Annotated in this window: 17 protein-coding genes and 1 pseudogene; 4 read left to right on the top strand and 14 right to left on the bottom strand. The window is 44.2% G+C overall.

What is annotated here, in order from left to right; genetic code table 11:
- The first annotated feature begins 130 nt into the window (after positions 1–130).
- Together ati1 and ati2 are read left to right on the top strand one after the other, a co-directional pair.
- Positions 131–580 carry an Ati1 family type III secretion system chaperone gene (ati1, locus tag J4N44_RS11275; RefSeq protein WP_005444944.1) on the top strand — a complete coding sequence of 150 codons (450 nt, stop codon included), beginning with the start codon at positions 131–133 and terminating at the stop codon, positions 578–580.
- A 42-nt stretch (positions 581–622) separates the two neighbouring features.
- A complete protein-coding gene (gene ati2 / locus J4N44_RS11280; protein WP_005444942.1) occupies positions 623–2,110 on the top strand; it encodes a T3SS effector inositol phosphatase Ati2 in 1,488 nt (495 codons plus the stop codon).
- 151 nt (positions 2,111–2,261) lie between these two features.
- Here the strand turns inward: ati2 and J4N44_RS11285 are convergent, their stop codons facing one another.
- The 8 genes and pseudogenes from J4N44_RS11285 to J4N44_RS11320 form a co-directional block, all read right to left on the bottom strand.
- Positions 2,262–3,533 (bottom strand): polysaccharide biosynthesis protein, encoded by a 1,272-nt coding sequence (locus J4N44_RS11285; RefSeq protein ID WP_038898644.1) that lies wholly within the window; start codon positions 3,531–3,533, stop codon positions 2,262–2,264.
- Positions 3,534–3,762: 229 nt separating this feature from the next.
- A complete protein-coding gene (locus J4N44_RS11290) occupies positions 3,763–5,529 on the bottom strand; it encodes a hypothetical protein (protein WP_252044470.1) in 1,767 nt (588 codons plus the stop codon).
- A gap of 252 nt (positions 5,530–5,781) precedes the next feature.
- Complete coding sequence (locus tag J4N44_RS11295) at positions 5,782–6,474, bottom strand: ABC transporter ATP-binding protein (protein ID WP_050907089.1); 693 nt, start codon at positions 6,472–6,474, stop codon at positions 5,782–5,784.
- A gap of 19 nt (positions 6,475–6,493) precedes the next feature.
- The gene (locus J4N44_RS11300) at positions 6,494–7,777 is read right to left on the bottom strand and encodes an ABC transporter permease (protein ID WP_252044471.1); all 1,284 of its coding nucleotides are present in this window, start codon (positions 7,775–7,777) and stop codon (positions 6,494–6,496) included.
- Positions 7,778–7,779: 2 nt separating this feature from the next.
- Complete coding sequence (locus tag J4N44_RS11305; RefSeq protein ID WP_005444932.1) at positions 7,780–8,994, bottom strand: ABC transporter permease; 1,215 nt, start codon at positions 8,992–8,994, stop codon at positions 7,780–7,782.
- Entirely contained in the window at positions 8,991–10,262 is a 1,272-nt protein-coding gene (locus tag J4N44_RS11310; RefSeq protein ID WP_005444929.1) for a TolC family protein, read from the bottom strand. The genes J4N44_RS11305 and J4N44_RS11310 overlap by 4 nt, the downstream gene beginning before the upstream one ends.
- Entirely contained in the window at positions 10,255–11,391 is a 1,137-nt protein-coding gene (locus tag J4N44_RS11315) for an efflux RND transporter periplasmic adaptor subunit (RefSeq protein WP_005444921.1), read from the bottom strand. The genes J4N44_RS11310 and J4N44_RS11315 overlap by 8 nt, the downstream gene beginning before the upstream one ends.
- 169 nt (positions 11,392–11,560) lie before the next feature.
- Positions 11,561–11,812: pseudogene (locus J4N44_RS11320) on the bottom strand (hypothetical protein); the annotation flags it as partial.
- A 125-nt stretch (positions 11,813–11,937) separates the two neighbouring features.
- On the opposite strand from J4N44_RS11320, the gene J4N44_RS11325 reads away from it, so the two are divergent.
- The gene (locus J4N44_RS11325; RefSeq protein WP_252044472.1) at positions 11,938–12,477 is read left to right on the top strand and encodes a TetR/AcrR family transcriptional regulator; all 540 of its coding nucleotides are present in this window, start codon (positions 11,938–11,940) and stop codon (positions 12,475–12,477) included.
- Positions 12,478–12,586: 109 nt separating this feature from the next.
- Positions 12,587–13,096 carry a GNAT family N-acetyltransferase gene (locus J4N44_RS11330; RefSeq protein WP_050924771.1) on the top strand — a complete coding sequence of 170 codons (510 nt, stop codon included), beginning with the start codon at positions 12,587–12,589 and terminating at the stop codon, positions 13,094–13,096.
- 60 nt (positions 13,097–13,156) lie between these two features.
- Here J4N44_RS11330 and J4N44_RS11335 read toward each other — a convergent pair whose 3' ends face one another.
- The 6 genes from J4N44_RS11335 to J4N44_RS11360 form a co-directional block, all read right to left on the bottom strand.
- Positions 13,157–13,480 (bottom strand): helix-turn-helix domain-containing protein, encoded by a 324-nt coding sequence (locus tag J4N44_RS11335; RefSeq protein WP_252044473.1) that lies wholly within the window; start codon positions 13,478–13,480, stop codon positions 13,157–13,159.
- A gap of 4 nt (positions 13,481–13,484) precedes the next feature.
- On the bottom strand, positions 13,485–13,853 hold the full coding sequence (locus J4N44_RS11340; RefSeq protein ID WP_009698451.1) for a hypothetical protein: 369 nt from the start codon (positions 13,851–13,853) through the stop codon (positions 13,485–13,487).
- A gap of 192 nt (positions 13,854–14,045) precedes the next feature.
- Positions 14,046–14,456, bottom strand: a complete 411-nt coding sequence (locus J4N44_RS11345; RefSeq protein ID WP_050903179.1) for a hypothetical protein — start codon at positions 14,454–14,456, stop codon at positions 14,046–14,048.
- Between the two features lie 102 nt (positions 14,457–14,558).
- Positions 14,559–15,188, bottom strand: a complete 630-nt coding sequence (locus tag J4N44_RS11350) for a class I SAM-dependent DNA methyltransferase (protein WP_050934085.1) — start codon at positions 15,186–15,188, stop codon at positions 14,559–14,561.
- 107 nt (positions 15,189–15,295) lie between these two features.
- Entirely contained in the window at positions 15,296–15,808 is a 513-nt protein-coding gene (locus J4N44_RS11355; protein WP_050925350.1) for a protein disulfide oxidoreductase, read from the bottom strand.
- On the bottom strand, positions 15,805–17,916 hold the full coding sequence (locus tag J4N44_RS11360; protein ID WP_252044475.1) for a protein-disulfide reductase DsbD family protein: 2,112 nt from the start codon (positions 17,914–17,916) through the stop codon (positions 15,805–15,807). The genes J4N44_RS11355 and J4N44_RS11360 overlap by 4 nt, the downstream gene beginning before the upstream one ends.
- Positions 17,917–17,944: the final 28 nt, after the last annotated feature.

The following is a 17,944-nucleotide window of genomic DNA, read 5'->3' on the forward strand; positions in this document are numbered from 1 at the left end:
ACCAGCCAACAAAGCGAATGAAAGTAATTATAAAAACTTACGTCCATACTTAATATCTTGCGATTCCCTCATCTTTATAATTCTTCTTATTCAAATAAGAACCATCAGAAAAATATAGAGAAGGAACACAATGGATATTTATCAAGAAAGTATCAGCTTTTTAGGTAACGGCGCGGATTTTGATGAAAATGGATTATTTCAGTGCGAGTTATCATCGGATACGAATAACCATGATGACGCACTTTTCTTAACCGTATTTAAGAACGAAGCCACCATTAACTTACACATGTCTCTCACCAGCCCTGTGGAGTTACCAACCCCTCTTCCAGAAAAGATTGCCATCGCGATTGGCGAACATGCACTTGAACCTTTCCGTGGTGGTTTTGGTATCGGTTTAATGCCTGATAGCCGAAGATTAACTATCTACAAGGTTATTTCTCTCTCAAACAAACCTCAAGATTATGTGCAGAACACTTTTCAGCAACTGTTAGAAAGAATGGAGCAATGGCACCATTTTATTGAGCAAGCGGATAACGCAGAGACAATTCCAGAAACACTTCCTGCTGGGATCTTTATTTAATCTCTACTGCGAATTCCCCTATTTAAAATACGAGTTTAATGTATGTCTACAATTCAAATTAATAGCCAGCATCGAGGTAATTTAGACCTCGCAGATATTCAAAATATCAAAACTAACGCCAAAGAAGGCGATACCGTTAAATTTGGTTCTGTATTTGGTAAAGAGTACAGCGTAACTAAAAATAGCGATGGTGACGTTACTCTAAAACAAAAAGAGAATCGCAGTTTTTTTAATCGTTTCTTTAGTAAAGCCGATTCTTCAAAAAACGGTGATTTAAAGCTAAATCAGATGAATCAGCAACTGCATAAAAAAGAAGGCAGCGGCAACGTTAAGGTCTTAACTTTGACCTATAACCAAGCAAACCAAAAGATGCCGGAAGACACAAAGAACTACTTCCAGAACCTGATTCAAAAAGGCGACTATGATGTGGTCTTGTTTGCGGAACAAGAGTCTAAATTGCTTGCTAACGATCTTGAGCTTGATGGTATGAACCTTCTGAGTCAAAACAAAATGAAAGTTATGACGAAAGGTCTTGGTGAAGGTGTTAGCTACACGTCAATGTCTGTTTTTGCAAAAGACGGCGTCGATATTAATGTCAAAAAAGAGTCTGAATACCGTCACGGTATCGGTGGTCGAAACATGGAATTCTTCATGGGTATCACTGGTAACAAGGGTGGCGTAAAAACGGCTTTGGAGATCAATGGTCAAGCCTTAAACGTCATTTCTGCACACTTGGACTCTAACAAAGAAGTCAAACGTGAATTCGAAGGTAACAAGTTGATGGAGGGGATCAAACCGAACGAAGAGGTTCTGATCACTGGTGACCTAAATGAGCGTGAAAAGCGTATCGCTGAAGGTTCTGACGTAATGTACGATCCTGTCGCACACGATGATACGCACCTTGCCAAGCACGGTTTTAAGTTCAAACCACTTAATAGCCACACCTACATGCAACTTGATAAGCACACTGGCAACATTAAACAGAAAGAAGGTCGCGACCGTCCTGACTTCGGTGAGCTCGATAATACCGGCTTAACCAACAAAACAGGCAACTTACAAAACCATGAAACCAGTGTTATCACTGAAGGTTTTGAGAATATCAGCGACCATAAGCCAGTACAGTCTACTTTTGAAGTAAGAGGCTTTTCTCAAAAGCTGATTGAAAACGCACAAACACATACAGCAGCAGACTTCAAAAATGAAGCAGCGTACTTAAAGCCTGGTACTGATCCGGCAAAAGCGACGTTTGAAGATGTGACCTCAGCGAACCAAGCTCGTCTTGGTTTAGAAAACTTGAGTAGTGATGAACAAGCGTTTGTAAAAGAGAACTTCGCTAGCTTTATCATCGGCAAAGATGCCATCTTTAGCCAGCTAACAAGTGGCTTTATGGAAGAGATGGGTCAGCTTCACACAGCTAACCTGACCACAGGTCAACTACAGACTCAACAAATTGCATTGAGCGAGAAATACGAACAGCTAAGTGACAAAGTAAACGCTCAGTTTAACCAGCAGTTCGTTGCTAACCTTTAAGACAGACGCAACCAGAATACCTATTTGTGAATCTATCTAGATGAATAGGAATGATGAATACAAAAGGTGATCGTAAGGTCACCTTTTTGCGTTTTAGGACAGAGCCAATCCCGCCTCCCACTTCCTCGCAAGACCGATTAACTGCGGCTTTCTACGGTTGAACCGGATCGAGCAATAGTGATTCACGAATCTGCTTTTCTTTGAAACTCGATAAGATAAACATCATCAGATAACCAAGACACAAAGCGACAATGATCGCGACGACATTGTGGGTAAATGCGGATATCACGTAGAACATAACAACTAAGGTCACGATACCTGACAAGCGAATAAACAAGCTGGTTTTGAAATAACCATTCGCTTTGATATACGCAAGTTGATAAGCGTTGAGCATCATGAAAATAAAGAAGATAGAAAAATGAAACAGCACTGGTACTGCACCCATATATTCCGGCGGGAAAAGCCCAGCGACAATGTTTGAACCAAACAGCAGCATCGTCGTGAAGAAAACAGCGCTGACAATAAACGACAGTTTAAACACCCAACGTCGTATCAACTGAATCTCTTGGTATTCCCCGTTACGGATTTTGACCGACAGCTCTGGCAATACGAACCGGTAGATAGGGAAAACAAACAACATGGTCATATACGTAAATACTGGGCGAACTACCACCTGAAAGTCCCCCAGCTCATCGACACTAAAGTAACGAATCGTCAGTAACACCGCGATGTAGATCATCAGAATGCTGGCACCCGCCTCAAGCGTAGCTGTAAAACTCTTCTTCACATAACCAAACATGTCCGGATCTAAACGTACCGGTTTAATTGGGAGAGTAGAAATCACTTTGCGGCGGCTGATGTACATGTACAAAGCGGTAATGAGTGAAGAAATGGTCAACCCATAAAACAATGCCGTTAGTGCGCTGTATCCAGCAACATAATAGGCGAACAAAAACAGAAGAACATTGAGTGAAGGGTCAAGCCAAGTCGTACGGTTAGTAATATCGTACAGGCGGTACATCGCGACGAGGTTCGTAAAGTACAGTTTAAGTCCAAGACCAAAGATTATCCCGACTAACTGAAGATACTCCACTCCGATACTAAGGCTGTGTTTAATATAGGGAATCACACCTCCCCAAGTAATCAAAACAACCAAAATCAGAGTGAATCGAAAGATATTGATAATATCCGTGTCATTCTGAGTTTGAGAATAAGTAACGACCATAGAAGATCGAAACCCAGTCATTAGAATCATAGAAAGCGAGATGATATCAACCACACTGTGAAATAGGGCTAGGTCGGTTTTCGGCACCCAAGCAGCAAGCCAGATTTTGAATGTAAATCCGATGCCTATACTGACTAAGGTCGCCCATATTCCAGAAAGAAACGCATTCTTTACTTTGGTCACTGATTCTGACTGCATTCCAGATACTGATGTCCATTTAACTGAGACCTTTCATGTTATTGAAAGTAATTCTCATTTACAAGCAAGTTTTATATGACCAAACAAAGGTTGCAGAAATACGACCTACTTAACTTCTCAACCGTAGAAAAGCCCTTCAAACAAAGGGCTAAACAGAAAACATTCGATCCATATACCTAAACCAATCTCACTGAATCCTGCATCTTGAGGTCACTTGGGTATATATCAATCACACATTACTGCGGATTCTTTCTTTGGCAAAGGTATAAGCGCATGCCAACTTGATTGATGTCCAGCCGTGGGATTGACCCCCACTGAATTTGACCCGTAATCTCACTTGATCCCCACCATGAGACCAAGACAAGGTGTTTTGAATTAAAGAAGGAGTGTCTCGATGCACCTGAACTTTGGTAATCGAAAAGTCATGTTCTAGCACTGCATACTTGTTGTCCGCATAATAGACTACAACCACCAGCGCACTACCCAACAACGCTTTAGTGCCTTTAATGAGCTTTTGTGGCTCACTTTCTACCGCGTTAGCGAGTTGTTTACCAATATTGCCCGAGAGGCATTCCAACGTCCTACTTCGTCCTGCATCATCATTAATGAACGTTTCTTTAAGCACCTCAAGCGTGCCATTGAGCTCTTCTTGTCTGAGGTCGAAATAAGTGTTCCCCAAAATTTGCCCAATACCCGGGTTTTTACAGTTAATGGTATTGGTCGCCTTAGCAATGGCCTTCAGAGAGATAGGTTCCGTTACGTACTTATCTCCTACTCGTAGCACTAACTCAATATCGGCAGTGTTTAGGCGGTTGTCCAAATACGCATCAGGCACTAGCTCGATAGAATCGATCTTAAAGTCACCATGCTTTTCTTTCAAAAACGCGCTTAAACCATCCACTGCACCAACAGAAGTCGCTCGTATCCCTTCGAACTCTGTAGCAGTAATATCCGGTGCATATTTCGCGAACATCTCAATAAACGCATGGTTATCAAGTTGGATGACATTTGGGTTTACCTTGAGAAGCTGAGCATAAAAAATAGCTTCGGAGCACTTGCCGATTGCGTTGGAATTCGCTTTCCCACCTTCAGGTTTATGTGTAACAGACAAAGCATCGTTAAACTGCTGCAAAGATCGCGCATTATCCTGAGCGATCTTATTCTCAGCTTTAGGTGTTGCGTAGCTGGTCGCTAGCTTGATCGCAGAGTCAGGACCACTTTCAAACTTAAATCGGATCAACAGCGTAATATTGTCGGCAGTAATGCCAACGGAATTCGAGCCAACCTTGGATATACTGACGTTTTTTATCTCGTGAACATCAATTTTAAATTCTTCAACACCCTTTAGCCTTTCGCCATCATACTGAGTAATAACATTGAAGGAGTCAGTCATAAACAAGGAGTTAAATGCCTTTTCGATGGTTTCAGAGGCTTGGTTATATTCATCCAGAAACAAGCCAAAGCATTTCTCTCTCAGCTCATAAAGAAGCTTACTGCGAAACTCTTCAAGTTCTTGCGTGAACTTAGGACAAGACTCTTTTAGTAAACGCCGCAACTCACTTTCCGTGACCTCGCTAGGCACATCACCCACTATGCGATTGGCACTATCGAGTAAAAACTGACGGTAAACCTTAGCAAAGTAATCATTGAATTCACTCTGAAGGGAAGCTGATCCAAAGTATTTTGCAATAAAGCTTTTTGCTCCTAAATTCTTTGGCTGTATCACTCTTTTTGGCCTTATTTTGAACAGGTTGACACAAACAACGTCTCCATTAGCTAGATGCAAGGTTAGATCAGGCGCGACATTTGAGTTGTCAGCCTCAAATTTGTTCTGGACTTGAGAGATGTTACTTTGCTGCTCAATGATAAATCGCGCAGTCCCCGAAGCAATCCCATCAGCTTTCGGAAGCGTTTTCGCCTGTAAATAGTGCTGGATTTCAGAAGTAACCGCTTGAACGTGGAGATCTCCACTTTTTCTTGGCGTTGGGTTTGGCATAAGTTTATCCGCTATGAATGTCATATCACGCTAGCATGAAACGTAGATTCGACAATGGCACATTAGCGCAATCTCAGCAACTAGAAGAGTTTAACTAACAGATTGATAAGCTTATTTAAAAACCTAGCTCACGCTTTTTTTCGCTCAATATTCAATAAAAAAGCGCATCTCAGACAAACATCCAAGTGCGCTTTCATCGACAACAGTCAAGTATCAACGCTTAAGTGAACGATAGACACCGAAGGACAATCTCTAATCCGGTTTGCGGTCTGAAATCACCTTACCATCTTTAATCGTAATGATGCGTTTAGTACGCTCTGCCAAAGCGTTGTCGTGTGTGACGATGATGAGGGTTCGACCTTCTGCATGAAGTTGGTTGAACAAGGCTTCAATCTCTGCACCTGATTTGGAGTCCAAAGCACCAGTTGGTTCATCGGCAAGGATAATTTGCGGGTCATTAACCAAAGCTCGTGCAATCGCAACCCTTTGTTTTTGACCACCTGAAAGCTGGTTCGGCTTGTGATCGAGTCGATCCCCTAGCCCCACTTGTTCTAACAATTTTGCGGCACGTTGGCGACGCTCTTTAGCTTTGATACCCGAATACACAAGCGGTAATGCGACATTATCTAGAGCCGTTGCGTATTCAAGCAAATTAAAGCTCTGAAACACAAAACCAATCTTTTGATTGCGAATCCCTGCTAGAGCATTAGCAGTTAAGCTTGCAACATTTTGACCACCCAAAACGTATTCACCATCCGTCGGTTTATCCAGGCAACCAAGCATATTCATCAGCGTCGATTTGCCAGAGCCAGATGGTCCAAGAATAGAAAGAAACTCTCCTTGGTTAATGGTTAAGTCAACGCCGTCTAGTGCACGTACTTCGACCTCACCACTCGCGTAGTACTTACAAATATTAGTCAGCTCGACAAGCGGCTTGTTCACCATGCTTTCTCCAGAATTATTATTATTCACTTTGTAGTGCCTCCAGCGGACTCACTTTGGCTGCCCGATTGGCAGGTAACCAAGCTGACGCGACGCCGATAAACACCAAGGTAGAGATCACTATCGCAACCACAGTCCACGAAAGTTCTGGAACCGGTTTACCGAGATCTTCATAGAAGACATTCCCTTCTAGATTGATGGCACTGATTGCGGAAATGAGACTGTAGGTAACACCGAGCCCCAACGCGCCTCCCATCATCATGGTCATTAACGATTGAACTAAGTAATGCAGACGGATCGCCGTTGGCGTTGCCCCTACCGCCATACGAACTCCAATATCTCGGGTAGAGCGTTTAACAGTCGCGTACATCACATTCGCGATCCCAACACCAGCCACAGCTAGCGTGACAAAACCAATAATGCCGAGAAAGCTTTGCAAACCTATCAGGAACTGCTGCATGCTCTTTTGTTGGATGAACATATCTTCCACTTGTACGACTTGTTCATCACTGACACTGGCTCCATGTTTACGCGCAATCACTTGGCGAATGGTTTCAGCCAACCTCTTGCGGTCGGTCTCCGATTTTGGCTCAACATTAATACCACCAATATCACCATTTGCATGAAAGCGTTGCCAAGTCGCAAGCGGAACAAAGCTCGAATAATTGATGTCATCGCCTTGCTCAACGCGTCCACTGTTTTTGGCAAGTACCCCGACCACGGTAAACTCTTCGCTACCAATTTTAACCTTTTTACCAACCGGATCGGCTTGCAAGGTAACAGCGGCAAACCAGTTAAAATCATCAACTGGGTTGAACAAATCCGCTGCTAATGAATAACCGAGCACAACCACTTTGCGCATCTGTTTTTGATCAAGAGGATTCAACCATCGCCCGCCGGGTAATGGCTTCAGATTAGTCATTGATGCGTAATCCGTTGGAACCGCGAGCGGCTTTTGCCATGATCCTCGGTTTCCTGCTGTGATGTTTTCATTCCATTTCGCGCTGGGTGCTACACTGGCTACTTCAGGTAATGCCTTGATGACTTTAGCGTCATCTATCTTAAGCGTAAGAAATTTACCTTGATGAAAAGCGCCATGATCAACCGTCGCAATCCCCCCAGTCAGATAGATCAGATTACCATTGCCATTTTGCGCCGTTTTCAGCACGCCCTGTCGAATTCCCTCACCAACAGCCAGCATGGCAGCGATACAAAGCGTTGCCCATGCCACCGCCAAAATCGTTAAGCCTAAACGCAACTTTTCTGCTGACATCTCTTGGAAGATTTGTCTCATTGGTAACAGCATGATTATGCCCTCGCACTCAAAGCAATTACAGGTGTGAGACGAGAGGCTCGTCTTGCAGGAAAGTATGACGCCATCAGTGCCAAAATCAGCGTGACTAAGAGTGACCATACAATAGAGCCGAGTGTTATCACCGGTATACCAACCCATTCAGGAAGGGTGATTGAGCTAAGTAAGGTCACAATACTATAAGCAAACATCAGCCCAACTCCGGTTCCAACAGCAACAAGAATGAGCCCTTCTAAAATAAACTGATTCAGTATCGATTTTTGAGTAGCGCCTATCGCCAAGCGAACCCCAATCTCTCTTGTTCTCTCAGTCACCGACAGAAACATAATATTGGCAACACCAAGTGCACCAACAGCCATGGTCATAGCACCACTTGCACCCAAGAACACCTGAATGCCACGGAAGATCCCCTTAATCAATGAGGCTCCTTCACTAAAATCTGGCATATCAATCGCATCTCTATCGTTAGGATCAAAATGAAGCAATTTCGCATAAAAGTCAGCAACGTTTTTCCTAAATGAATAGGCATCCATGCCCGCGGCAGGCTTCATCAACAACATCCATGGCTTGGTGTTCCACAGATCTCGATAGGTCGTTTGAGGGATGAAGACGGTACGGTTATCACCAAAAGAAATACCAGAGTCCTCATTTTTGAGTACGCCAATTACCAGAAAAGGAATGCCATTAACTTTCACTGTATTACCGATGGTAAGTGCCCCCATCTTCGCGATTTGCTCACCTAATACTGCGACGCGTGTGTGATTGTGGATATCACTCGGTGAGATATGGCGCGAGCCAGTTTCAAACTTGCTTTGCATTAGTGAAAAATACGTCGAATCTATGCCGCTCACATTACTCGATAAACGTTGTCCTTTTTCATTGGTAACGCTGCCATCCCACTTGGCATACACACTGGAAACATCCTCGACAAAACCCGCGCTCTTGATCATCTCAACTTGCTCTTGTGAAATACTGATTTGACGCCTAGCCGGTAAGCCTTGCCAAGCCTTACTTGTGCTTGAGGGAAATGCCACTTGGACGTTGTTCATCAAAAAAGAAAGCTGTTGAGTTTGATGACGATAGAAACCCTCTCCCAACGCAATCAACACCACCACTGAAATGACACCCCAAGCAATAGCAATGATCGCCAACGCACTTTTCATACGATGCGCCATCAAAGTTTGCCAGGTTTGCTGCAATAGATTGGTCATGAGTTAAAAGCTCGAGAAATCAACGCCATCGTGTCATCATCCAGCTTTCCTGCGGTTTGAAGCAAACCAATGCGCTGACGCCAATAGCTGTACAAGTTGGTTTTTAGGCTATTTTTGGCTTCAAACAAACTGTTGTGCGCACTGATAACCTCTGAGACTTCCAACAATCCTGCGTCGTAAAGCTTCTCTTTACTGCGTAAGACTTTCTCGCGAGAAAGCACAAGCTCGTTTGCCATCAGCACTTGGTTCCAGTTGATCTCGACCTGAGTAAACTGCTGGATAACGCGCTTATGAATATCGATTTCAACTTTACGCAAATCTTGTTTCGCACTGAGGATATTAAGTGACGCTTCATCAACTTTAGCGCGCGTTGCACCGTTGAGGTCAATTGGCACGCTCAAGGTGATGCCAGCGTTGAACTCACCGTCTTTGCGTCGATCATCATCGTTGTAACCAATGTCACCTTTCAACGTGGGGTAGTAACCACCTTTCGCTGAATCTTTGGCAAACTCACTGGCTTTGACATTTTGCGCAGCGACTAATAGCTCAGGACTGCTGTCTTTTGCCAGTTTCAACCATTGCTCTTGGGAGTTCACCAACATTGGTGGCTGGATGAGCGAATCAGTACGAATTTGATCGACATTTTGTGGCGTTTGGTTGATTAAAGCTGCCAGTGTCGCTCTTTTCACTTCTAAGTCAGCTTGAGCACTTAAAATACCCGCTTGTTCAGAAACCTGTGTCGCACGAATCTCTTCAACATCAACCGATTTCACTTTACCTGCACGATACCGCTTCTCTATTATTTTCAGTAACTTATTGCCTTCTTCTAGCTTAGATTGCGCCAGTTGCAAATCGCCTTGCGCACTCGCAACATCCAGGTAAGACGATAGGAGCCTTTGCGCCAATTCGTTATGTGATTGAGTCAACTCCAACTGCGCTTTAAGGTAGTTTGCATTTGCTCGGTCTAAGTCTGACCACAAACTGCTGTCCCAAATGGTTTGAGAGAGGGATGCCCCGTAGCGGTTGATATTGTCTGCTGACTCACTCCAGTTTGAAGACGCCGTGGCAGTCAAACCGGGCAAAAGTGAACTGCGACTCGCATCAACACCGACCTCGCCAAGTTGCACGCCAATCTTAGCTTTTTCATAATTTGGGTCGTTTTGTTTTGCCTGTTGCCACGCTTGCTCGATAGAAATCGCATAGCTAGGCAAACTTAACGTGGCAGCTAATATCGCGCAGCCTAATTTGGACAAAGTTAACTTAGCCATGAGCGGCTCCCATCATCATGCTGTTGTCGATGATTTCTTCATTCAGTTCGACACCATCAAGCACTTCCACATTAATTCCATCCGATAGTCCGAGTTTGACTGGTTGTGAGTGGAAACCTTGTTCAGAAGTGTCTGGGATCAAAACGCTTGGTGTGTCGCCATTAAACTGAAGCGCACGCTCTGGCAGTGTTAAAACATTTTCTGATTTCTTTAGCGTGATTTTTGCCGTCGACGAAAAACCCGAGCGCAAACGCACTTCTTTCGGAATACTTAGTTCGCCCACTTCAACGCCAAAGCCATTATCGAAACTTTTCGCGGATGCGTTTCCAGCAGGTGAGTTTAAGTTCTCAGACTGAATGGCCACTTTAGTCAGCACTCCAGAGATCTCAACATCTGGATAAGGAGCGACAGTGATCACAACTGGCATGCCTGGGGAAAGCTGAGCAGCATCATGTTCACTCACGCTGCCTTTGAAAATCAGGCTATTCATATCAGCCAGTGACATCATTGCCGTTGCTTCTTGGCTTGATTGTGTAGAAATAATCGGCTCACCGACTTCCACTTTACGGTTAAGAACAGTGCCATCAATCGGCGCATAAATGGTCGATGTCAAACGTGCATTCCCGATAGAGGCTTCGCCGCTACGAATCAACTCAAGGTTCTGACGTTTTTGCAATACATTCGCTTGAGCAGACTTAACCGCTGATCGCGCACTCACATACTCGTCATAGTTTTTAGGAATGATGTCCTGTTTGACCAAGCTCTCTAGGTTAGCAAGCTTTTGTTTGGCTGATTCAAGATCCGCTTCACTGCGCATCAAATCGGTAGACGCATCCGTCAGTGCTTGAGGTGTCGGGTTAGGACGCACCTTAATCAAGGGTTGCCCTTGTTTTACTTTTTCGCCGACGTTGACATAGATTTCACCAACGATACCGTCAATTTGTGACTTAATAGAAACCGAGTGCGCTGGAACAATATTACCAACAGCGACCGCTTGTTTTTCAATGGTTCCTTTTTCCACCGCTAGAGTTGGAAACGCTTCCGGCTGAGCCGAAGATTGCAGATAGTAATACGCACCGCCACCGAGCAGCGCAACGCTCACAGCAGAGACAAGCCAAGTTTTTGCCATCATTGATACCAGTTATTGTTGTGTAGTCTTGTGACCATCTCGTGAACACAAAGTTCTAGGATAATATCGGCTTTAATGTAGGATATTTGTCATATTTGGTATGGCTATGTAATCACTAAAAGACAATAGCCGGAGTGAATCGCTGAACTTGGCGTAAAATGATCATTGGTTAAATTTCAACACGGCGACCAGTTGGTAAATGCTCTAGGCGATCAACAAGCACTTCTTTCAGTAAATGATACGCCTTCATCCCCGTACAGTGACCCGTGTAAAACTTCTCAACAGGATATTCTGACAAGACTTTACCTAATGCTTTGATGTCGTCTTTAGTACCACCAATACTATTAAATACGGGCAAGCCCACGAGATGAAAGCCACCCACTACCGCTTCGATTTTGCAGTTTGGAAATGACCCAATGCTTTTTACTTCACTTCGAAAGCACCAACCTGCTGTTTTGATCCTATTAAGACTTGACGGAAGATCAAAAAACACACTATTATTCGCAAAACTGACCAATTGGTCAGTCGGTATTTAGAGCGAGTACTATGGACAAAAGACAGCAGATCATTGAAGTTGCAACGCAGTTATTTGCGGAACATGGTTTTGAGAAAACGCCTGTCTCCACCATTTGTGAGAAGGCTGAAATTTCAAAAGGCTTGGTGTTTCACCACTTCAAAAATAAAAACGAACTGTTAAGAGAAGTTTTTGTTCATATCACTCAGATTATCGAAGAAACAGATAAGAGTGATGAACACGTATCAGAGAATGACGATCGCTTAGAAGCAATGATCCACTCGATCTTCGATGGTATGACCATTCCTGAACACCGCAAGATTTATCAGTTCAATTTTAGTGTGATGGTTCACCCGACCACCAGAGCGATTGTTGTAGATCTGATAGACGAACGCTACCAAGGTTTACAGGTATCCACTGAAGAAGTTTTTCGCTCACTGGGGCACCCGAACCCTGTTGTCGTGACAAAAATGTTCATCGCGGAGATCGATGGTATTGCCATGAACTATTTACTCAATGAGGACTTCCCTATCGAAGAAATCAGGCAAGAGTTCATCAAAAAGTACTGCTAAACCAACCAAAAAATCATGCACATCTCGTTGCGTGATTTTTTTGATTAAACCAACTGACTGCACGGTCAGTCGGTTTAGTAAATTAAATATAAAAACTAAGGAGAAACCAATGAATACACCTTATCAAATTCAATACGAAGCGTTCGAGAAAGCCGGTGGGCTATATGATGAGAGACACGCCAAACTCTATGCAGAATTTGCCGACAATCTTATTGCAGATGGCAGCTTTTCAATCGTCTACGAAGGCGTAGCACACGCCTGCTATACCCCTATCGTGATTGACGCAGCACCACACCTAAAATGCTATGTACTTGCACCACTTGCGGTACTACCTGAGTTCCAAGGCAAAGGTTATGCGACAAGATTGATGGAAGAAGCAGAAAAGCAGTTAAACGCTGACGTTATCTTTGTAATGGGCGATCCGATGCATTATGCGAATCGTTACAACACGACTCACAGCGTATTACTACCTGTACCGTCCAATGCGCCTTTAGATTGCTGGTTTGCACGAGAGTTAACACCAGGCGCGTTAACTGGGGTTGGTGAGTCCACTTCATCCATCAAGGGACCTTTTTCTGATCCATTGATGTGGAGTCATCCAGACGAGCAAGTCGTCTAATATCAACATCAATCTGTTATGCCCAGAGCACATTGCTTTGGGCATGCGGTGTAACCCAATCTATCTTAATAGGAGCATTGCAAGTGCACCAACCAATACACCGAATACAAACATTCCTACACTAATTAATATAAGGTTAGGAGAATTGCTAAAAGATGAAGGTTCGTTACTCCCATAGTTATCAGGTTTAGCATTGACCAAAAGTGCCGTGTATTCGGTATCAAATGCAGCCGCCAGAGAACGCCCCGTCTCCAAAGAAGCACTTCCGTGAAGCTCAACACGTTGTATGGTGCGTAAACTTAACCCACAGATATCGGCGAGTTGTTGTTGGGTCCATGCTTTGTGCTGCCTTAGGTGGCGAATTTTTGAGGTATCTAATCGCATCCATTCACCCTTTCCCACCAAAAAACACAGCGATAGTGACAAAACCAACAAGCAAACCACATGCAAAAGCAACACCAATGCCTTTGAGAATTTGGAGATGAGTTAGCCCAAATTCATACTCATCAATACTTCGATAACCCTTTTTCAGGAAGACCGTTATCATCCACTTACCGTTTAGGCAAATTTGGACTTCTAATTTCTCTCCTTCAATCTCAATCATATGACTGGATTTAAAGTACCAATTGGACTTTTGGGATACGAGTTCACCATCGACGTAAACCCACTCTTTGCCGCTTAACATTGAGATTTGGACAGTAATGTCATGTCCTTTCCATTCAAAGTAGCTGGTTAAAATTGTTTTCCCTGTTTGCATCACATATCCCTATTCATTCAATGATGTTCACATCGTGCCGCAAGATCGACACTATAAAAACGACGCACAGACGACAGTCGCCTTTTTGTCATGTGACACCATGGCGACAATGGTATGACAGTTCTTAATTTTCAATAAGTTAAGTAATCAACTTGAGGACAAACCCCTGCCGTCTCCGTGGTTCAATATCCACTATTGCGGGCATAGAGAAAACAACTCTTGTTCTTCAGTTTGATATTCAGCCGCCTCTTTAGCGATAGCGATATTTTGCTTACTCGCCTTAAACTCAGAACCAGTGCCGGGCCAAAAATACCCTTGGTCATCATGACAGAGCACAATAATCGATGCTGCAGCTCCTAAATTTGGCTCATCTCCCTTCGCTGCATACATTTTGAAAGATATGTGAGACGAAAAATTCCCTCGAATCTCTTCGAGTACGTCAGCTTGAATTTCGTAGTATGCATCAACACCTTGCGTTATTTCTTCAAAACTCGTGAGCCGTAAAACGGCGGAATACGGTGCTTGATTGATCGCAACTCTAAGTGGTTCTTTTGCCATAACTTCTACCGCGATAAAAGCAATAAACCATAGCGTCCACTTCATGCTTATCCCCTTTTAAACCGCATACTTAAACAGTCCTGCGGAAACATACTTAACGCAGGAAATACCGTGTATTCCTTCAGCACGCCTTGTTTATTTGATTGATTAACTTGGCTTTCGTAGCTCTAAGAGCAGGTAACGGCATATATAACCTGCACCTGATGTATAACCGACAAGATTTTCAAGCGATACGACTTTAAGCCCTGCGTTTTGGCTGAACTCGCGAACTTCGTTCTCGGTGTAAGCGGTGTGTACGACTGTGCCACTGTAGGTGTTTCTCGGCAGATCTTTTCCATCTGGGTCGTGACATTGGAAACTGATAAAGCAACGCCCATCAGCATTTAGCAGCTCAGCAATACATTGAAGTAGCGACTGGGGATCGACGAGAAATTCCGTGAATCCGAGAGCGGTAATGATGTCGAAGGTTTGATTGAAAAGTGGGGAAAAAGGTTGGTCAAGATCATGAACATTGACGCTTTGATATAAGTTGGTTTCGCGCGCTTTGTTCACCATATTGGAGGAGATGTCCAAGCCATGTAGAACGACATCAGGGTAATGAGATTTTATGACTTTCCCGATGCTGCCTGTGGCGCAAGCCAAATCAAGGACTGAGCCTTGCTGTAGATTGAGTGTTTTTAGCTTCCCGTCGACCCAACGTGGACCAACATATTGGCTGTCTTCAATTAACTTTTGGTAGCGCTCAGATACTTCATCATACATTTTGGCAACGTCCATGATTCCTCCTTGAATTCTTGAACGCTTGCCAATGTAGCACGCCCTACTCACCTATACACTTATGTCCTTGTAAAAGCGTGAAAAAAGTCGACGTGCTACGCATTGATTTAAGCCATCCAGATCCTCGCTAAAATACCTACTGGTGTGGTAACACCCGTTGTAATTGAGCTTATCTTCCCATCTTTTACAACATAGATAGTCGGAGTTACGCTAATGCTCCATTCTTGCATGATGGTGCTTTTGGGATCATTGACATTATCGAACTGGTAGTCTTTTGCCTGCATGAATTTTTGTACACGTTCTTCTGGACCAGAGGCACCAGAAACAGCAACGACTTCATAATAGTTGCTCAACCAACTCACGCTAGGGCTAACAAACTTACACGCAGGGCACCACGTTGCCCAAAAATACACGACAACAGGCTCGTCATGGCTTTTGGCAATCACATCGACGAACTCACCGTCCGCCATGATTGCACTAAGAGGCGGCGCATGCTCTTTGGGAATGTCTTTGGTGCGGTACCAATCCATCGCGACCGATATAACAGTCACCATGAGGATGATTTGTAGCGCTTGACCAAGCCAATATTTCAGCGACTTGCGCTTTTTTACGGTGTTCACTTAATCACACCTCCGCTTGCTTGCTCAATGGCTTTCACCACAACATCGTCAGTCAAAATCACTGGTAAAGGAATACCTTCTGGTGCAGCAGGACCATAAACTATGTTGAATGGCACACCAAAACGACCATGTGCTCTTAAGAAATCGGTAACTGAACTATTGGGATGCGTCCAGTCGCCTTTTAACGTCGCAACATTAGGGCTTTGCAGCAATGAGTAAACTGGATCTTGCCAGATCACACCGATCTTGTTGGCTTTACAAGTGACACACCAGTCAGCAGTCACATCCACAAATACTACGCGACCATTTTTCACGTGTTCCGCAATCGCTTCATTCGATAACTTTTCCCAAACCAAGTCTTCAGGCAATGGGGTTGCCCAATGATTCGCTGTCATGCTGCCTAGCATCAGTCCACCAGCGATTAAGATGAGCGATGCCGTACCTGACACTGCCAGCGCTTTGTTACCGTAGACTCGCTTGACACGCGCCATAATAACGATGAATGCAACCAAGCCGATTAAGATGACCCAAAATACGGGTAAGTGATTCGCCATCAATGACAACAACCATGCACTGGTTGCCAGCATCATGATGCCGAATACGATTTTCACGACATTCATCCACTGCCCTGGCTTTGGTAACTTCAACGCGATACCCGGGAAGATAGCGACTAAGATCCAAGGCAGTGCCATGCCTAATGCCAGTGCGGTGAAAATAGCAAACAACGTTGCTACGTCCGCACCCAGTGCAAACGCAACGGCGGTACCTAAGAAAGGCGCAGAACAAGGCGTTGCAAGCAGAGTCGCGAACATTCCTTGCACGTAGTGTCCAAATAGCGAGTTATCGCCCTTCGACGCTAGCCAAGTATTCGTACCTGAAGACAGGCGAATTTCAAATAAACCAAGCATGTTGGCGCCAAATAATCCGGTCACCAGCAGCATTAAGCCTAAGAACCAAGGGCTTTGGAATTGCACACCCCAGCCGATAGCATTACCTGTCAGCTTCAACACTAAGATAAACCCAGCCAAAAGCCAGAACGAAGTCAGAATACCTAACGAAGAAGCGATGAATTGAGTGCGAATTTGGCGACGTTCAACACCTTGTGCGGCCACAATGCTGCTTAACTTCATACCTAGTACTGGTAGTACGCAAGGCATGATATTCAGAATCAAGCCGCCTAGTAGCGCAAACAAGAATATGTTCACCAGTGAAGTGGTTGGCAAAGCTTGCGTGATAACACCCGCTTTTGCTTGCGCGGTTTCTTGCGCCAGTAGGTTGTTATCTTTGATTGAGACGTAAAGCGATTGGTTATCCAGTTCTACGTCACCCAACCAAGTATTCACTAAATAGTTTGCGGTAAGCGTATTGCCCTCTTGATGCAGCCCTTCCAACTTGAAGCTGTAATCGCTCGTTGTTTCATCGACACCATCGACTAACACTTCTGGCTTCTGCCATCCTTGTGAGTTGGTCAGTTTGATTTGCAACTTAGATTGGCTCGCATCCCAGTTTGCTTGCGTAACTTCAACAAAAGGAGAAGGCTGAGGCACACTGCTCACTGCTTGCGCGTAAGTAAACATCACTCCTTCATCCACTTGTAAGTCGGAAGGTAGGAAAGACAGTTGAATGTGATAATCCGTCAGGACACAAATGGTCGTGCACGAAGACAGTGTCAGCGTCGCATCAATCGTCACTGGTTTATTCATGTCTTCGACGTGTAACGTCATTGGGAAAACGGTGTCACCTTTATAACCCAGCGTTTCAATACCAAGCAGTTCGTATTTCTGCGGGTACGGCCATTGCCAATCCACTTTGGTTAGGTTTTGTGATTTTTCCCAATCAATAGAAGGCGCGACACCACCTTCACCCGGTGAACGCCAGTAGGTTTTCCAATCGCCGGTGAGTTTGACATCAAGATAACCAGTAAGTGTGTTGGTATTGGGATCTTGTTGTCCGGTAAGAACAAAGCGCGTCTGTACAGGTGGATGTTGAGGGTTGGTCAGCCACCCGGTGTCTGTCGTCTGTGCTTGGGCAAATAACGAGAATAAGCTCAGTGCTAACGTCATGAAGATCATAACCGCAGCTTGAGTTGTTTTTTTAATGTGGTTCATAGTGATTCCTAGTTAAAAACAAGTGTAG

This window comes from Vibrio sp. SCSIO 43155, assembly GCF_023716605.1.
Taxonomy (GTDB): Bacteria; Pseudomonadota; Gammaproteobacteria; order Enterobacterales; family Vibrionaceae; genus Vibrio; species Vibrio harveyi.

Coding starts and splice junctions, on each gene's coding strand:
- J4N44_RS11315 (WP_005444921.1), bottom strand. CDS start 11,391: ATGGCAAAAACTTGGCTTGTCTCTGCTGTGAGCGTTGCGCTGCTCGGT.
- ati2 (WP_005444942.1), top strand. CDS start 623: ATGTCTACAATTCAAATTAATAGCCAGCATCGAGGTAATTTAGACCTC.
- J4N44_RS11360 (WP_252044475.1), bottom strand. CDS start 17,916: ATGAACCACATTAAAAAAACAACTCAAGCTGCGGTTATGATCTTCATG.
- J4N44_RS11345 (WP_050903179.1), bottom strand. CDS start 14,456: ATGAAGTGGACGCTATGGTTTATTGCTTTTATCGCGGTAGAAGTTATG.
- J4N44_RS11295 (WP_050907089.1), bottom strand. CDS start 6,474: ATGGTGAACAAGCCGCTTGTCGAGCTGACTAATATTTGTAAGTACTAC.
- J4N44_RS11305 (WP_005444932.1), bottom strand. CDS start 8,994: ATGACCAATCTATTGCAGCAAACCTGGCAAACTTTGATGGCGCATCGT.
- J4N44_RS11340 (WP_009698451.1), bottom strand. CDS start 13,853: ATGCAAACAGGGAAAACAATTTTAACCAGCTACTTTGAATGGAAAGGA.
- J4N44_RS11330 (WP_050924771.1), top strand. CDS start 12,587: ATGAATACACCTTATCAAATTCAATACGAAGCGTTCGAGAAAGCCGGT.
- J4N44_RS11310 (WP_005444929.1), bottom strand. CDS start 10,262: ATGGCTAAGTTAACTTTGTCCAAATTAGGCTGCGCGATATTAGCTGCC.
- J4N44_RS11290 (WP_252044470.1), bottom strand. CDS start 5,529: ATGCCAAACCCAACGCCAAGAAAAAGTGGAGATCTCCACGTTCAAGCG.
- J4N44_RS11285 (WP_038898644.1), bottom strand. CDS start 3,533: ATGCAGTCAGAATCAGTGACCAAAGTAAAGAATGCGTTTCTTTCTGGA.
- J4N44_RS11335 (WP_252044473.1), bottom strand. CDS start 13,480: ATGCGATTAGATACCTCAAAAATTCGCCACCTAAGGCAGCACAAAGCA.
- ati1 (WP_005444944.1), top strand. CDS start 131: ATGGATATTTATCAAGAAAGTATCAGCTTTTTAGGTAACGGCGCGGAT.
- J4N44_RS11300 (WP_252044471.1), bottom strand. CDS start 7,777: ATGCTGTTACCAATGAGACAAATCTTCCAAGAGATGTCAGCAGAAAAG.
- J4N44_RS11325 (WP_252044472.1), top strand. CDS start 11,938: ATGGACAAAAGACAGCAGATCATTGAAGTTGCAACGCAGTTATTTGCG.
- J4N44_RS11350 (WP_050934085.1), bottom strand. CDS start 15,188: ATGGACGTTGCCAAAATGTATGATGAAGTATCTGAGCGCTACCAAAAG.